The organism is Sphingomonas sp. LR55, from assembly GCF_036856015.1.
GTDB lineage: Bacteria > Pseudomonadota > Alphaproteobacteria > Sphingomonadales > Sphingomonadaceae > Sphingomonas.
Genome location: NZ_JASPFO010000001.1, coordinates 1,958,325 through 1,974,122, shown reverse-complemented (window position 1 = coordinate 1,974,122; position 15,798 = coordinate 1,958,325). Strand labels below are relative to the sequence as shown.

General features: G+C 65.5%; 10 protein-coding genes and 1 pseudogene. 1 reads left to right on the top strand and 10 read right to left on the bottom strand.

What is annotated here, in order from left to right; genetic code table 11:
• Nucleotides 1–16 precede the first annotated feature (16 nt).
• The 4 genes and pseudogenes from QP181_RS09280 to QP181_RS09265 form a co-directional block, all read right to left on the bottom strand.
• A pseudogene (locus QP181_RS09280) lies at nt 17–2,304 on the bottom strand (patatin-like protein).
• A gap of 19 nt (nt 2,305–2,323) precedes the next feature.
• Complete coding sequence (locus tag QP181_RS09275; RefSeq protein WP_333928351.1) at nt 2,324–3,031, bottom strand: endonuclease/exonuclease/phosphatase family protein; 708 nt, start codon at nt 3,029–3,031, stop codon at nt 2,324–2,326.
• Nucleotides 3,032–3,176: 145 nt separating this feature from the next.
• Entirely contained in the window at nt 3,177–3,620 is a 444-nt protein-coding gene (locus tag QP181_RS09270) for a hypothetical protein (protein ID WP_333928350.1), read from the bottom strand.
• A 101-nt stretch (nt 3,621–3,721) separates the two neighbouring features.
• Nucleotides 3,722–3,952: a hypothetical protein gene (locus QP181_RS09265; RefSeq protein ID WP_132741555.1), complete on the bottom strand. Its 231-nt coding sequence runs from the start codon at nt 3,950–3,952 to the stop codon at nt 3,722–3,724.
• 375 nt (nt 3,953–4,327) lie between these two features.
• Here QP181_RS09265 and QP181_RS09260 point away from each other — a divergent pair, with 375 nt between their 5' ends.
• Entirely contained in the window at nt 4,328–4,978 is a 651-nt protein-coding gene (locus QP181_RS09260; RefSeq protein ID WP_333928349.1) for a prolyl hydroxylase family protein, read from the top strand.
• Nucleotides 4,979–5,039: 61 nt separating this feature from the next.
• Here the strand turns inward: QP181_RS09260 and QP181_RS09255 are convergent, their stop codons facing one another.
• From QP181_RS09255 to QP181_RS09230, 6 genes are all read right to left on the bottom strand, one after another.
• Nucleotides 5,040–5,669 (bottom strand): L,D-transpeptidase, encoded by a 630-nt coding sequence (locus QP181_RS09255; protein WP_333928348.1) that lies wholly within the window; start codon nt 5,667–5,669, stop codon nt 5,040–5,042.
• A 46-nt stretch (nt 5,670–5,715) separates the two neighbouring features.
• Nucleotides 5,716–8,421: a two-partner secretion domain-containing protein gene (locus QP181_RS09250; protein WP_333928347.1), complete on the bottom strand. Its 2,706-nt coding sequence runs from the start codon at nt 8,419–8,421 to the stop codon at nt 5,716–5,718.
• Between the two features lie 55 nt (nt 8,422–8,476).
• Complete coding sequence (locus tag QP181_RS09245; RefSeq protein ID WP_333928346.1) at nt 8,477–10,159, bottom strand: ShlB/FhaC/HecB family hemolysin secretion/activation protein; 1,683 nt, start codon at nt 10,157–10,159, stop codon at nt 8,477–8,479.
• Between the two features lie 536 nt (nt 10,160–10,695).
• On the bottom strand, nt 10,696–11,337 hold the full coding sequence (locus QP181_RS09240) for a Crp/Fnr family transcriptional regulator (protein ID WP_332754479.1): 642 nt from the start codon (nt 11,335–11,337) through the stop codon (nt 10,696–10,698).
• A 506-nt stretch (nt 11,338–11,843) separates the two neighbouring features.
• Complete coding sequence (locus tag QP181_RS09235; RefSeq protein ID WP_333928345.1) at nt 11,844–14,354, bottom strand: glycoside hydrolase family 31 protein; 2,511 nt, start codon at nt 14,352–14,354, stop codon at nt 11,844–11,846.
• Nucleotides 14,351–15,748, bottom strand: a complete 1,398-nt coding sequence (locus QP181_RS09230) for a tryptophan 7-halogenase (RefSeq protein ID WP_333929605.1) — start codon at nt 15,746–15,748, stop codon at nt 14,351–14,353. The genes QP181_RS09235 and QP181_RS09230 overlap by 4 nt, the downstream gene beginning before the upstream one ends.
• Nucleotides 15,749–15,798 lie beyond the last annotated feature (50 nt).

Genomic DNA, 15,798 nt, shown 5'->3' with positions numbered 1-15,798 from the left:
GCGCGTTTGGCCAGCATTAGCCGATTTCCGTCCGCAACTGCGCGATCAGCGGCAGGATCGCGGTCAGCCGTGGTTCCTCCTCGTCGAGGATCGCGAGAAACGCGGCGCGCTTGATCGCCGCGACCCGCCCGGGCTTCATCCGCACCGTCTGCGGCAGGGTCGAGACGGTTATATCGATCATCCGCTCCGACCCGTGCAGCCGCCCCCATAGATAGTCGTTCTCGCGGTAGGCACGACTGAAGAACGCGCCGAACGTGCCGAACTGGATGCCCTTCAACGTCGCCTCGGCGCCGCCCGAGCGGATGGCGGTCGCATCGTCGGGCGCGATCCGGTCGACCTTGATCGGATCGAATTCGTCGAGCCCCTCGCCCTGCAACAGCGGCAGCGTCGCGGTGTCGAAATACGGAAAGCCCAGATAGGCGAGCAGCAACGTCCGCCGTGCGGGCTTGGCGAGCGCGGCGAACGCCTCCGCCAGCCGCTGGTCGGTCTCCGCATCGAGCCGCTCCAGATCGAACGTCCGCCCGAGCGTCTCCAGGACACCGGTCGCATCGCCTTTCATCGCGCGCACGGCGTCGTGCATCCCGGCATGCATCTCGCCGCGCAACCGATCGAGATACGGCGACAGCGATTCGTAGATCGCGTCGCGCATCGGCGCGAGTTCGGGCTCGTCGGCGGCGGTCTCGACCTCCGACAGGCGCCGCGCCATCAGCCGGAGCCGGCGGATACGAAAGCCGATGTCGAAGGTCCGCAGGAATGCGATCGAGGCGGGACTTGCGCCGTTCGCAAAGCCCGCGCCAAGCTGGTCCGCGCCCGTCGCCGCGACCTGCGCGACGATCGCGGCACGGATCTGTGTCAGTCGCCGCGGGCTATGGTGCCGCCCGGCTTCGTACAGCAGCCCGGCCAGCGCCTCGATCACCGCGCTCCGCTTCAGATGCCCATAGGCGACGAACCCATAGCCCGAACTCGCCGCCGCGGCCTTCTGCGCGCGCCGCCGCCACGCGATCAGCCGCGGCGCGGTCGGTCGATCGAGGAACAGCGTGTGGCCGAACAGCGATTCGACGTCCGCCTCGACCTCGGGCCGGATCGCGGTGACGATCCCGCGCATCCGGTCGATCCGCGCGGAGCGCTCGGCAATCGCCTCGAGATTGTCGCGGATCGGTTGCTGGCGCGGAATATCGCTGATCGCGCCGATGATTGTCTGGAAGAAGCCGGGCGTACCTTCGCCGCGGTTGAGCCGCAGTTTGATGCCGGGGGAGGGGTCGATGTAGATGAAGCGTCGGTCGATCTGGCGTCGTGCAGGGCGTTGCTTGAGCGCATCGAGCGCCGGGCGGAACGGCGCGTTGGCGAGCACCGACCCGTCGATCAGTACCGCGCTCTCGGCCGCGTTCGCCGCGGTATGCCGCGGCAGCACACGCGCGAGGAAGCTGCTGCGTTCCGGCCACGCGATCTTCCGCTGCTCCAGCACGCCGTCGAGTTCGGCGACCGTGAACGGCGGAAATGCGCCCGGAAAGCTCGATGTCGCGCGCGCCGCGAAGGCCAGTTCCGCGCGCGGCGCCAGCGTCTCGGTCGCGCCGCCATGATCGGTAAAGTCGACCACCAGCCGGTGCTCGGTCTCGACCACCTCAGCGGGCGAATTGAGCTGCAACCGTTCGGGATGACCCGAGAAATCGGTTACCGTGACGAACAGGTCGAGCGGCTGGCCCGGCGGCAACAGCCGCGGCCCGCGCTCGCTCGCGCCCATCGCGTCGAACGCATCGAGCAGCAGGTTGGTGAAGGTCTTCCCCCGAACGGCGGCTCGAACCAGCGCGAGCGGATGAAATGCGACAGCTTGGTGCGCACCTCCTCGCGCGTCGGCTCGTCGAGTGCCTCGACCTTGTCCGTGCTCCGCCCCGCCGCCATCCATGCGAGCGGCATCGCCCATGCCTTCGAAAAACGCGATTTCGGCGCCGCTTCGGTATCGATCAGCGCCTCGACATCGGCCGACGTCATCCACAGGTCGGTCAGCGGATCGAGGCTCTGGCCGGTCGCGATCGCCTGCGCGAGGAAGATGCCGTTGATCCCGCCCGCACTTGCGCCGGCGATGATGTCGGCGAGCACGCGCACCCGGATCGCGGCGTGGTCTTCAATTTCCTGGAGCAGCGCGTGATACACACCCTGGCTGCCGCCCTTCGGGGCCTCGCCGTCATGGAACGCCCGGCTCGCGCAAACGAGACGCCAGATCTCCTTGGTGATGCCGTGCATGTAGACCGCCAGGCTGATCCCGCCATAGCAGACGAGCGCCAGTCGCAGTTCCTTCTCGCGCATTCTACATCCTCGGTATCGATTATGGAGCCGTTGCCCTGGGTTCGAGCATAGCCCAGATCGGTAGATGATCCGACGCTTTCCGCGCCGCCGGGCTGGCATGCACGCCGCAATCGACCACGTTCAACTCGCGCGAGACCATGATCCGGTCGAGCCGCGCGATCGCCCGCCGCGAATGGAAACTCGCGCCGGTTTCGGCAAACGCATAGTCGCGCCCAAAATCGCGCAGGCACCCGGCGCCCGCGCTCCACTCGTTGAGATCGCCCATCATCACCGTCGGATGCCGATGCGCGCAGGTATCGACATGGTTCATGATCGCCGCTGCCTGCTTGCGCCGCCAAAGCCCCGATAGATCGAGATGCATGCCGAGCACACGGATCGTTCCGCCAGCGAGTTGCACGTCGGCCATCACCGCGCCGCGTGGCTCAAGGGCCGGCAGGTGCAGCGGTTCGCTGGCGATCACCCGCGCCGATTTCCGAACGAGGATGACGTTGCCATGCCATCCCATGCTGAGCGCGCGCAGGCCAAAATCGACCGGTTTCCAGTCGCTGTGCTCCTCGAGCAGGTGATGCGGCAACACGCACGCCTTAGCGCCGAAGCGGCGATCCGCCTCCTGCAGCGCGATCACATCGGCGTCGATCTCACGCAATACTTCGACCACGCGTTCGGGATTGCGCCGACGGTCGAGCCCTATGCCCTTGTGGATATTGTAGCTGGCGACCTTGATCATGCGTGGGGTCTATAACGTCGCTTTGGCGATCCGGGTTGCGCAATGGCCATCGATTGCGCTGCAAATCCCGTCGACCGTGCTGGACGCGGGTCGGACTCTATCAGGCCGCGCGGGAATACGCGGCGGGCGCCTGATGCGGCAATCGTCAGCGAGCATAGCATTTCTGCATGCCGATCAGTCGGCCGCGACCATCCATGTGGGTCGCGTCGCCGGGAAAGGCGCGCATCGTCGCGCCCAGTTTGGCCAGTTCGTCCGGCAACAGCCAGCCCTGGATCCGGCCCTGCTGTACTGCCCAGCGATCGGCGGCGGCTTCGCCCGGACCAAAGATCTGGTGGGCACATTCGTGCGTGTACCAGAAGAGTTGCTGCGCACGCGGAAGGTTGAGAACGCGCGGGTGCAGGATGATCCGTCCCTTATAGGCGGCGGCAATGTCGTCGATCGGCTGGATCATCGTGTCGACCGGGCCACAGGTGGCGCGATAGCCCGCGAGCAACAACGCACCGGGGAGGATGAGACGCTGCGCGGGGGCGGGTTGCGGGACAAGCGCCAGCAACGACGCCGCAGCGCCTGCGAGAATGTTTTTGAACATGGGTATCCTGGCCCCGCGAAGCGCGAGGACGATCAAGAGTGGTGCGCGAAGCGCGTTCGCGTTTCAGTCAGGGGAGAGCCGGATGTCGCCGGCCTGCGCGGCTACCCGAAATACAGGTAGATGATGCCGCCCCAGATCATCGCCGATGGCAATGCTGCGTAGCAAAGCCCTCTCATGACCGCGGTCTCCGGCAAAACTGTTCGCCGTCGTTTCGGGCGGACAGGCAAGACTTCTAAGGAAAACACCGGGATAGTCGGAACCTGATCGGCCAAAGCATTGCCGAGCGGAGGCTTGCGTCCGAATGGGAACAGACTTTTCGTGAACGGCTTCATGCCCTGTCTCCGCCGATGTCGGTCAAATCGCGTCATCCGTGTCGTCGCCGGCAGCGACGCATGGGATGTTCCCGAACTCTTTGGCCTGGTGCGACTTAGCGCATCCATCGTGGCGGGGTGGTAGCGATAAATCGCCGAACCGAGCCAAACCTGTGTTGGTCGTACTTGATAAACGTATGTTAGCTGCTAAAGATGCATCAATTAAAATATAAACCTAGATCAATAATCTTGATATCGGCCCAGTAAAGGGTGGATGATTAAAGCGATCAAAACATGTCCGAATTTTTAGATACTGGCGCTTGGCCAACAGATGACTCTCATAACACTTCGCTTATTTCCGCACCATTGTCAGCGCTTGATCTGCGCGATGGGCACTTGGAAGCATTGGCCCGATCCGATTCTGCAGCACGTGTTCGGGAACGGATCGCGCATTATCCCGGTGCTGTCCGGATCCCGGCCAATGGCGTCGAACTCTACGTCGTCCGAAATTTTATCACGATCGAGGAATGCCAGGCACTGATGCGGCTTATCGATGCCGAGCGTGTACCGTCACCCGTCGTCTCCGACGATCCGGTGCCGTCGTATCGGACCAGCGAAACCTGTTATCTTTATCCCGGCCCCGATGCGGTGACGGCGGTCGAGAACAGGCTCGACGATGTCACCGGGATCGAGCCAATATTTGGCGAAGCCTTGCAGGGTCAGCGCTATGCGGTCGGACAAGAGTTCAAACCGCATCATGACTTCTTCGATACCGGTCAGCATTACTGGCGGAACCAGGTGCCGATCGGCGGACAGCGTACATGGTCGGCAATGACGTTTCTCAACGAGCCGGCACTGGGCGGGCGGACGAACTTTCCGACCGCTGGCGTGGTGATCGCACCGAAGGCCGGCAATCTGGTGATCTGGAACAACATGGATGCGCTGGGCAGGCCGAATCCCGGATCGCTGCATCAGGGTATGCCGGTCGAGCAGGGCGTCAAATACGTGCTGACCAAATGGTATCGCGAGCGCCCCTGGTGCCAGTAACGTAGCGACCCGCTGGCGGGATCGTCGTGATCCTCTCCGACGTGTGGAGGATCACGATGCGCTAGCCCGCCGCCGCGACCGGCACGGCGAAGACGCTGCGGAGTGGCCTGGTCTCGGGCAGGATGTAGACGATGCCGACGGTGCCGGTGAACAAGGGCTTGACCACGTCGTCGTAGAATTTGGCGGGTACGTTGACGCAGCCATACGAGATCCGGTTGTCGCTGGGTGTCGGCGATGCGAGTCGACCCGCACGGTTGTCGATCCGGCGGCCGACGATCACGCGGTGCATCGACAGCGCGGCATCATAGTCGATCCACAGGATATCCTGCTCGAAATCGCGACCGAGCGATGCCTTGAACCGGCCCGCAGGGGTGGTGCGTTCGGCCGGCGTGATCGTCGCGAGCTTGCGCTGGCCGATGCCGGGTACGCTCGCATCGCCGCGCGCCATGCCGAGCAAGGCCGGCGCCGTGCCGCGCAATCCACCGGCGGCGTCGAACGCGAACACGACGGCGTTCACCTTATCGATGACGATGAACGGCAAGCTCTGGTTATCATGCGATGCGGCAACCCAGTTCGCGGTGTCCCGCGCATCGTTCGACACCGTCTCGGTCCCGAACCGGGCGACGCTTTCGGCCGATACTGGTTGCGCCACACCCTGGGATGTCGCCGCAAGCCCCATGAGGCTCGCCATAAGCGTTACGCACCAGCGCCTTTGGATCGCATCCCGACCGATCATCTTAATGACGCGCCTGCTTGCGCGGATAGTCGGGGACGGCCGGCGTATTCGGCGGGGTCGGTTGCACGAAGGGACGACCGGGGGTCGGCTGCACGGCCTGCGGCGTCACGGGGGTGTCGACGACGGGCAGCACGGTTTGCGGCGTGCCGGGGGTCTCGACGATGACCGTACCCGGACGGATGGGCGGCGGGAAACCCACGCCACCCTCGACGACCTCGAGCGGCGGCGGCGACGGCACGCGGACCATCACGGGCGGAACGTCCAGGATCGGGCGAGTCGCGGTCGGCAGGTTTGGCACGGGTGTCGGGGTGACTACGACTGGCGGGGTTGGCGTTGGCGTTGGGGTTGGAGCGGGAGCCGGTGCTGGTGACGGTGACGGTGACGGCGCGGGAGCAGGCGCTGGAGCTGGAGCTGGAGCTGGAGCTGGAGCTGGAGCTGGAGCTGGGGCAGGCGCAGGAGCTGGGGCAGGCGCAGGCGCTGGAGCTGGAGCTGGAGCTGGAGCGGGCGCCGGTGCTGGAGCGGGCGCTGGTGCTGGAGCGGGCGCTGGTGCTGGAGCGGGCGCTGGTGCCGGAGCGGGCGCCGGTGCAGGAGCGGGCGCTGGTGCCGGAGCAGGCGCCGGTGCCGGAGCAGGCGCCGGTGCCGGAGCAGGCGCCGGTGCTGGAGCGGGCGCTGGTGCCGGAGCAGGCGCTGGTGCTGGAGCAGGCGCCGGTGCTGCAGCCGTAATCGTTCCGGTCGTCCGGAACCCGGCGACGCAGCACGAACTTGCCAGCGCATACTGATCCGCGTTGGCGCCGGTCAGCGTGTAACCGCTGAAGCTGACGCCGATGGCCGTGCCCTCGCCGGTGCTGTCGAACGTCGCGGTCGCATCGGTGCCGGCGACCAGCGAAACGCCGGTCGGGGTCCCCGAGGTGTCGGTGGTGTTGAACCCGCTCAGCACCGCCGCATTGGTGCCGTCGGCGACCTTCTGCGCGGTTGGGAACAACAGCATGCGCTGGGTGATCGCCGCGCCTTCGGTCAGCACGAACTCGGTCGAGAAGTCGGTCGGCGTCGTGTACGACACCGGGTTGTAGTTGATCGACACCGGCGCCGCGGTGACGGTGGTCGGCGGCGACAGCGCGGAGAACACGATCGTGCCGCCATTGACGCCCGGCCCGGTGCCGTCCGACCCGGCGATCAGCGTGAGGCCAACCGGCAGGCCGAGGCTCTGCGCGGGGATCGTCGTACCGCGCGTCAGCGTCACCGCCGCGTCGATCATCACGTCATGCCCAGCGCACAGCGCGATGTTACCGTCGGTCGTGGTGATCGCGTGGAACACCTGCACGTTGCGCCCGGCGTTGAGCAGGATGCTGCCGTTGGTCGTGGTCAGGTCGGCGTTGACGTTCACGTCGCGGCCGCAGCAGGCGACGATATTGCCGTTGGTCGCGGTGATCGGCGCGTTGATGTTGACGTCGCGAAACGCGTTCATCGTCAGCGTCGTCGGTACGCCCGACGCGGTCCAGGCTACCGCGTCGTTGACGAAGATGTCGCCATTGCCGGTGGTCGTGTCGCCCGCTGCGGGGATCGTGCTGATCGTGATGCTGGTCGTCACCAGCTGCGCCGACAGCGTCGCGCCCGAGATGTTGCCGCCTGCGCCGATCACGTAATCCTGCGGATCGATCAGCCATGTGCCGGTCAGGCCGCCCGGTGCGTAGGTCGAGACCTTGGCGCTGTCGGCCACGTTGACGGTCGCCGCCGACGTCTCGATGAAGCCGCCATTGCCGCCGACCGGTGCGCTCGCGTCGAGCGTGCCGGCGAGGCTGACGGTGCCGCTCTTCATGTCGCCGAGCAGGAGAATGGTACCGCCGCGGTTCTGCAACGTGCGTGCCTCGACGACACCGGTGTTGTTGACCGCGGTGTGGAGCAGGTCGCCCGCACCCTGCGCGGTCATCACCACCTTGCCGCCGTCGGCGCGGATCAGGCCACCGTTGCGCACCAGCGCGCCGACCGCACCCTTGTCGACCGCGACGTTGAGCAGCCCGTCACCCGCGACATCGAGCGTGATCGCCTCGCCGCCCGCGAGCACGACGGTGCCGAAGTTCGCCTTGATCGTGCCGCCGTTACCGACGTTCGCGCCGAGCAGCGCGACATAGCCGTTCTTCGCGGTGATCGTGCCGTCGTTCTGGACGCTAGCGCCGCTTGTTCCCGCAAAACTGTTCTTGCCCGCGAGGAAGTCGGCATCGGAGATGTTCAGCGTCGAGGCGACGAGCCCGCCGACGTTAACATTGGCGGTCTGGCCGAACAGGATGCCGTTCGCGTTGACCAGGAACACCTTCCCGTTCGCCGACAGATTGCCGAGGATCACCGACGGATCGGTGCCGAGCACGCGGTTCAGCGCGACCGAACTGCTGGTCGGCTGGTCGAAGACGACGCTCTTGCCCTTGCCGATCGAGAAGGACTGCCAGTTGATCGCCGTCCGGTCGCTGGTCTGCGTCACGGTCACCGACTTGCTGCCCGTCGCGATGCTCGCCTGGCCCGCGACGACTTCGCCGCCGGTCGGCAGCGTCTGCGCCTCGACCGGGCGCGCCGCCAACGTGCCGGCGAGGCTGAACCCGATCAGCCAGGCGAACCGCGCGAGCCCGGTCGTGCCGAACAGGCCGCCAAGTCGTGTGCGCGTGACCGATGGGGCGGGGCGGCTGGTGTTTCTGAGCGAAGAGGGAATGGGCGTCATGGGCGGTATCCTTGGTGGCGGCGGATGGCCGCAAAATTCGGGGGTGCGTGCGCGGTCAGAAGGTCTTCGAAACCTGGAACCAGGCGCGGCCCGACTTGTCGGGGGCCGACGTCGCATCCGCGTCGCCGAGTTTGCGCGCATAGGTCGCCTTGGCGGCGATCCCGTACGGTCCCGCCCAGCTCAGCCCGGCGCCGTACGCGCTGCGCTTCGCGTGGTTCGACCCGTCGAAATACGGGTGCTTGACGTAATCGACCTCGCCGACGTCGACGAACCCGAACAGCTGGAGCGCACCCGGCACGATCTGCGGCAGCGCCAGCCGTGCTTCTGCGGTCGCGACATAGCCCTGGTCGCCGTAAGCCTCGCCCTCGGGATAGGCGCGGACAGCGTAGGCGCCGCCCAGTTCCATCCGCTCGGAGATGTCGAGGTTGCTGAACGCGATCTGCCCGCGGGCGGAGGCGAAGAACGACAGCGGCCCGGCGATCGTCTGCAACCGCGCGAAGCTGAACTGCAGCTTCCCATAGCTACCGTCGGTGCGCGCGGTCAGCGCATCGACCGAGCGCTCGTACGCGCCGCGAATGTCGAGATTGCCGACCGAATAGCTTAGCGAATACGCGCTCCAGCCGCCCCCGAGCAACGTGTCGTGCTCGTCACCGCTGAGCCCTGCAGTGATCACCTGCGCACGGCGATAGCTGGTAGTGTCGACGATCCCGATCTTGTCCTCGAACCATTTCGCGTCGCCGCCGATGGTCACGTACAGATTGTTGTCGCGCGAGCGGATCAGCGGATAGCTCGCATAGACGCTGGCCACGTCGGCATTGCCGCTGCCGTCGAGGCTGTCGAATTCCTTGCCGAGCGAGTATTCGAGATGCGCGAACGCGACGCCCAGCGTGACCTGCCCGATCGGCGCCTGGTAGGACGCGCGACCATAAGCGAGCCCGGAGAACGAGGTCAGCGCGCGCAGGCTCAGCACGTCGCCCGACCCGGTCGGGTTGTTCCAGTTGACCGAACCGCCGACACGGTAGGCGCCGGTGTAGCGGTTGCCGGCATTGTCGGCCTCGACGCTGCCGGTGATGCTCTGGCCGGGGGTGATGTCGACCAGCAGGTCCGACGTGCCGACCGCGGTGCCGGGGCTCAGCGTCGATTTCACGCGCACGCCGGGAAGGTCCGACAACATCAGCAGGCGCCGTTCGAGCGACGCGACCGCGACCGGATCGCTGACGTCGAGCCCGGTCAGGATACCGTTCGCGACGCTGTCAGCGAGCCGCGACTCGTTCTTGACGCCGACTGCGCCGAAGCGCCCTTCGATCACCGCGATAGTGACCGCGCCGCTCTGGACGTCCTGCTCGGGGAGATACGCGTTCGCGACGAAATAGCCGCGGCTGGTGTAATAGGCGGTGATCCGCGCGGCGAGCGTCTTCAGGTCGGACAGATCGAGCTCGCTGTTCGGCGTGAACTGCGACGCGGCGATCAGGTCGGCCTCGGGGAACAGCGTCGCACCGGTCACGCGGAGCGACCGGACGAGCGTCTTCGGGCCACCCGTGGCGGCAACGACGGTCGGCGTCTTGCGCTCGAAGCCGAAGTCAGGCGCCGGCGTCTCGTTCAGCGGAGTCGGCGGGATCTGCTGGAGCTGTCCACCGGCGCCGACGGGAACCTGCGCCTGCGCGGATTGTGCGGAAACCAGCAAGGCAGCCGGGCTCACAGCCGCAAGCGCGGCCGCCCATAGGGTCGACTTGTACATGAACACCTCGATCGTCACCGCGGATGGAAGGCACGGATCTCCCATCCGCAGCAGCGGGAGCCGTTCGAAGGGGGTAGAGCGCCCGAAGCGAGGACGAAGCCTTAGCGGATGGCAGCGGATCGATCTGCGTCGAACCTCGCTGCCATCAAAAACCAAATGGTCAGGGCATTGTATCCTAGGCGATCGACCGGTCGCGAGGATCGCACGGTATGATCGCTAAGTCTGCTTAACCTATGTAAGTCCGCCAAATAAAAATCAAGCTATAATCTTGATATGATAGTGTAAAACGTACAATTTGGGGCGATTTAGGCGGTTTGCCGATCGGTCTATCTGCGCAAGACTGTAATTAAGACCGTCTGTTAAGATTTGGATAACACTATTTCGCGTCCAAGCCGCGACGTGACTCAGGATCGAACGGGGGTTTCACTGGGCCGAATCTATCGATTCGTCAGATCACTGTAGTTCGATCGTCGAGAACGGCTGGAGCTGGAGCCTATGTTAGCGGAGCGGCGACCGCGGCGCCGACATCAGCCGGACTAGGCCGTTCGGTAGTTGGGAGCGGGCACTTGTCGGCCTGGATGCAGATAATCCGACGAGAAGCAGGCGACGTCGCGCAGCCCTTCCCAGTTCGAGAACACGACGTTGCGCCAGCTGCGCTCGATCAGACCGGCGGCGTGAAGCGTCTTCAGCATTCGGTTGACGTGAACCGCGGTCAGTCCCGTCGCCTGGCCGATCTGTTCTTGCGACATCGGCAACTCATAGCCGGCGGCGGTATCGCCCCGCCAGGCGTCGCAACGGACCGCAAATTCGCACAGAAAATGCGCGACGCGGCGCAAACCGTCTCTGGCGCCGATGTTGACGATCCATTCGCGGGCGATCGCATGGTTTATCGCCTGATGAATACCAAGCGCGTGGGCAACCGCCGGCCGGCTCGCGGAGAGTTGCTGCACCGCGGACAAAGGTATCATGGCGACGTCTACCGTCGTGAGCGCGCGCACGTTGTGATCGGTCGTCTGCAAGTATAAATGCTCGAGGCCGATAATATCACTGGGTATTGCGAGCGACACGATCTGGCAATTTCCCTCGCCATCGTCCTTTTGGCCGTAACAATAGCCATCCAATAGTACCGAAACGGTATCACACCGGTCACCCTGGCGTACGAGATATCCCGACGCCATGAATGTCTTTCGCGTAAAGGGCAGATTTAGCACGTGATTCCGGTCGTCTTCGGCGAGCGAGACCCCGAGCGAAAGCCCGTCGATAAACTTGGAGAGCGTCGTATCGATGTCGCGGTGTCTCTAAAAACCAGAGTATCTGTCTGACATCCGGTTCGACGGCGTCACACTTGGTATTGTTGGTCTTTAGCAGATGTGTGCGAGATCAAGGCGAACAATTATCAGTATCGGAAAGATTTTTTGTAAACTTATATTTGACCGTCAGTGCCAGAAATACTTGGCTCTTCCGTAAGGGTAAATGCGTTCCGCAGGCGCTACCAAGATTTCTAGTGCCGGCAAGGGGATTGGAACCGCGTCGCTGTCGGGGAGGGCGGTACACCCAACGCGCCCAGGCTCTTCTGCGCTACCGCTTACGGCAGCCGTGACCATCCCGCGTACGTCGGTGCGCGCGGGATGGTCGTAGAATGTTCGATGAGCAACACGCTGATGTGCGCGGGGCGGCTCCGCGATCAGTTAGTGCGAGCTGGGCGCCCGTCGATCGCGATCGTGGTGGCACCGGATTGCGCGGGAACGGTCACGGTCGCGGTCAGAGCTTGGGCGTCACCAATCAGGTTCAGGCGCTTGCCCTTCGCCATGGCGGTACCACCGCCGGTCCAGTTGTGGACGGTGACGGCGATCGATTTCCACCACGGCTTGAACCCGCCCTCTGGCTTGGCGAAGTCGATCGACAGGCCGGACGGCGTCGTCGCGCAGCGCACCGTCTGGCGGAAATAGCCGCGGCGGGTGTACGCGAGCGTGCGGCCATCGTCCTCGTAGAGCGTGCCCATGCAGTCGTCGCCGGGATAGACGTCGAGCCGTAGCGGACCGTTCGGCGTTTCGCTCGTGCTCTGGACCAAAGGTTGACGCGGCAGGATCGTGCCGGCGCGGACGAACACGGGCAGATGATCGAGGCGCGGCGTTTCGGTCACGCGGTCGCCGAGCGTGCGCGCGGTCGGTACGGCCTGCGTCGCCGACTGGATCGGACCGGCGGCGGCGGGCTCGGGCGTGCCGACGCGCTGTCCGGTCCAATAGTCGTACCAGCCGCCCGCGGGGAGGCAGACGTCGTAGACCTGCGGCGACTCGGGCTTGGGCGGCGGCGCGATCAGCAGCGACTTGCCGAGCGTGAACGCCATCGACTGGTCGCAGGATGCGGTCGCGGCGGCAGGATAATCGTAGAACACCGGGCGCATGATCGGATCGCCGAACCGCGCGTTCTGGTCCGCCAGCGCGTAGAAATACGGCATCAACCGGTAGCGCTCCTCGATGAAGCGGCGGCGGATCGCGAGATGATCGGGGCCGTCGACCCAGGGCTCGACGCGGGGGGTGCCGGTCGCCGAATGGTTGCGGAACACCGGCGTGAACGCGCCGATCTCGGTCCAGCGGGTGAGCAGATCGGGGCTCGGGCCGCCTGCGAACCCGCTGACATCGGCGGCGCTGTAGCCGAAGCCCGACAGGCCGAGGTTGATGATCTGCTGCACCGACAGCTTCAGATGATCCCAGGTCGCGCTGTTGTCGCCGGTCCAGGTGACCGCATAACGCTGCCCGCCGGCATAGCTCGCGCGGGTCATCACGAACGGGCGCTCGTCGGGGCGCAGCTTGAGCAGGCCGTCGAACGTCGCGCGCGTGTTGAGCATGCCGTAGACGTTGTGCGCCTCGCGGTGATCGGTGATGCGCGCCGCGAAATCGTCGCTGTCGATGCGGTGGCGGGTGTCGAGCGGCATCGTCTTGGTCGGCGTCTCGAAGATCGCCGGCTCGTTCATGTCGTTCCAGAACCCTGCGATCCCGGCGTCGAGGAACCCCTTGTACTGCTGTCCCCACCACGTCCGCGCGGCGGTCTTGGTAAAGTCGGGGAACACCGACGGGCCGGGCCAGACCGGCGCGACATAGGGGGTGCCATCGGCGTTCTTGATGAACGCATCGGCCTTCATCCCGCTCTGGTAGGGCGCATAACCCTGCTCGACCGCGGCGATATGGAGGTCGGTGATCGCGACCAGCTTGATCCCGTCGGCGTTCATCTCGGTGGCGAGCTTGGGGAGGTCGGGGAAGGTCTTGGCGTCGGTGGTGAACGGCCGGTTGCGATCCTGATAGCCGATGTCGAGCCAGATCACGTCGGTCGGCACGCGGTCGCTGCGCAGGCGGGCGGCGATCTGGCGGACCTCGTCGGCGCTGCCATAGCTGTAGCGCGACTGCTGATAACCAAGCGCCCATTTCGGCGCGAGCGGGGCGTGGCCGGTCAGGTCGGCGTAGCGCCGCGTGACCTCCGCCATCGATGGCCCGGCGATGAAATAATAGTCGATCGGGCCGTCGGGGCCGCCGAACGAGAGCGTCTCGGCATCGCGGTGACCGAAATCGAACCAGGTGCGGAACGTGTTGTCGAGCAGGATGCCGTAGCTGCCGCCCGGACCGCCAGAGCCTATGAAGAAGGGTATCGATTTGTAGATCGGATCGTCCGCGCTGCTGAACCCGAACGCGTCGGTATTCCAGTCGACGAAGCCGTGGCCGCGCCGGTCGAGCCCCTGCGTCTTGTCGCCGAGGCCGTAGAAATGCTCGGCGATCGGGAGCGTCTTGGAGATCGCGAACGCCTTGCCGTCGGTCGCGACGGGGGCAGCGTCTGCGGAGATGATCTTGCCGTCGAGCGTCTCGAAGGTGATCGCGCCGCCTGGACCGACACGCACGCGGACGCTGGCGGTGGCGAAGCCGTCGGGGGCGGCAGTGACGGCGATCGCCTGGTGGCGGATTGCGGCGGGGACGGCCCAGCTGGCGTCCTCCGGGAACAGGCCGTTCTTGTCGACGCGCACGCGAACCAGACCGTCGGTCATCGCGGTGATCCGCGTGGTGGTCGTGCCGACATGGACGTCGATACCGTCACCCCGTGGAGTCAATGTGGGCGCGAGTGCGGCGGCCGCTGCGGGAGTCTGCGCGTAGACGGGGACGCTGCACACGCCAGCGGTGGCGGCGAGCAGGAGGGCTAGGCGTTTCATACGGTATCCTTGTGGTCCGCCAGGTGGCGGAGGCGAGAGGCGTGCGACCCGAAATTCGATGCGCAACGGGTCAGGAAATCGTCGATCTTCGGCAGGTCGATGGGATCGATATCGGCACCGGGCGGGATGAGCCGCGCCGCATCGGGGAAGGTGCCGTAGCCCGCGAACAGGCAGTGCCAGCTGGTCGCCGAATAATAGCGGCCGAGCCCGGCGCGATCGATCGCCGCGACCATGTCCGCGCCGGTGAACCAGGTGGACATCAGCATCTTGAGGTCGTCGGACAGCGCCTCGACTCCGCGCGCTTCCGCCCAATAGCCGGTCGGATCGTCGCGGCGCTGGTTCAGGCGGTAATGCGCGACGATGTAGTCGCGGACGCCGTCGTAGCGCGCGGCGATGCGCGCGTTGAACGCGGTGCGGGCTGCTTCGGTCGCGCCGCCCTGGTCGACCATGTCGAGGAACGCTTCGACGGTGGCGATGACGAGATGCAGTGCGGTCGCCTCGAGCGGTTCGAGGAAGCCTTGGGCAAGTCCGACCGCGAGCGCGTTGTGCGACCAGCTGTCGCGAACGCGACCGACGCGCATCTTGAGGTGGCGGGCTTCGCCGGTCTCGTCGCCGATGTGCGTGCGTAGTTCTGCTTCGGCCTGTGCTTCGGTCAGGTGGCGGCTGGAATAGACATAGCCGTTGCCGTTTCGGCTGGTCAGCGGGATGTGCCATGCCCAGCCGGCCGATAGTGCGGTCGCTCTCGTCTGGCTGGAGATCGGCGTGCCGGATGCGTGCGCGGTCGGCATCACGACCGCCCGGTCGTTGAACAACGCGTCGGCGTAGCTGACGAACGGCATTACGAGCGCGCTGAAGATCGTGCTGCGGAACCCGCTGGCATCGACGAAAACATCGCCGGCGACGCGTTCGCCGTCGGTATCTATCAGCGCGGCGACGTTGCCGGATTGGCTGCGCTCGACGCTGGCGATCCGGCGCTGGAGATGGACGACGCCCAGCGTCTCGGTCGCATGCGTGGCGAGGAACGCACCGACCTTGTACGCGTCGAAATGATAGCCGTAGCTTACCTCGAACGGGAAATTTTCGGCAGGCTGTGGCGCGCAGTTCGCAGAGGCTAGGCGGGCAGGGAGCAGGAACTGGTCAGGATGTGCCTCGACATCGCGCCCGGTCCGTCGGGCCCGCGCATTGTAGAAGAATTGCGGTGTGGTGTGGCCGTCGAGCGCGGTGGGGAAGGGGTGGAAATAGCGCTCATGCCCAGCGCGGTCGGACCAGCCCTCGAAGCCGATCCCGAGCTTGTAGGTCGCGTCGCACGCCGGCATCCACTCGGCTTCGTCGATGCCGAGCGTGTCGAAGAAGTGCTTCAACTGCGGCGTAGAGCCTTCGCCGACGCCGACGATGCCGATCTCTGGGCTTTCGACCAGCGTGACGCGAACGCCGCGCGCTCCAG

Coding starts and splice junctions, on each gene's coding strand:
- QP181_RS09270 (WP_333928350.1), bottom strand. CDS start 3,620: ATGTTCAAAAACATTCTCGCAGGCGCTGCGGCGTCGTTGCTGGCGCTT.
- QP181_RS09245 (WP_333928346.1), bottom strand. CDS start 10,159: ATGTACAAGTCGACCCTATGGGCGGCCGCGCTTGCGGCTGTGAGCCCG.
- QP181_RS09255 (WP_333928348.1), bottom strand. CDS start 5,669: ATGGCGAGCCTCATGGGGCTTGCGGCGACATCCCAGGGTGTGGCGCAA.
- QP181_RS09265 (WP_132741555.1), bottom strand. CDS start 3,952: ATGAAGCCGTTCACGAAAAGTCTGTTCCCATTCGGACGCAAGCCTCCG.
- QP181_RS09275 (WP_333928351.1), bottom strand. CDS start 3,031: ATGATCAAGGTCGCCAGCTACAATATCCACAAGGGCATAGGGCTCGAC.
- QP181_RS09235 (WP_333928345.1), bottom strand. CDS start 14,354: ATGAAACGCCTAGCCCTCCTGCTCGCCGCCACCGCTGGCGTGTGCAGC.
- QP181_RS09250 (WP_333928347.1), bottom strand. CDS start 8,421: ATGACGCCCATTCCCTCTTCGCTCAGAAACACCAGCCGCCCCGCCCCA.
- QP181_RS09240 (WP_332754479.1), bottom strand. CDS start 11,337: ATGGCGTCGGGATATCTCGTACGCCAGGGTGACCGGTGTGATACCGTT.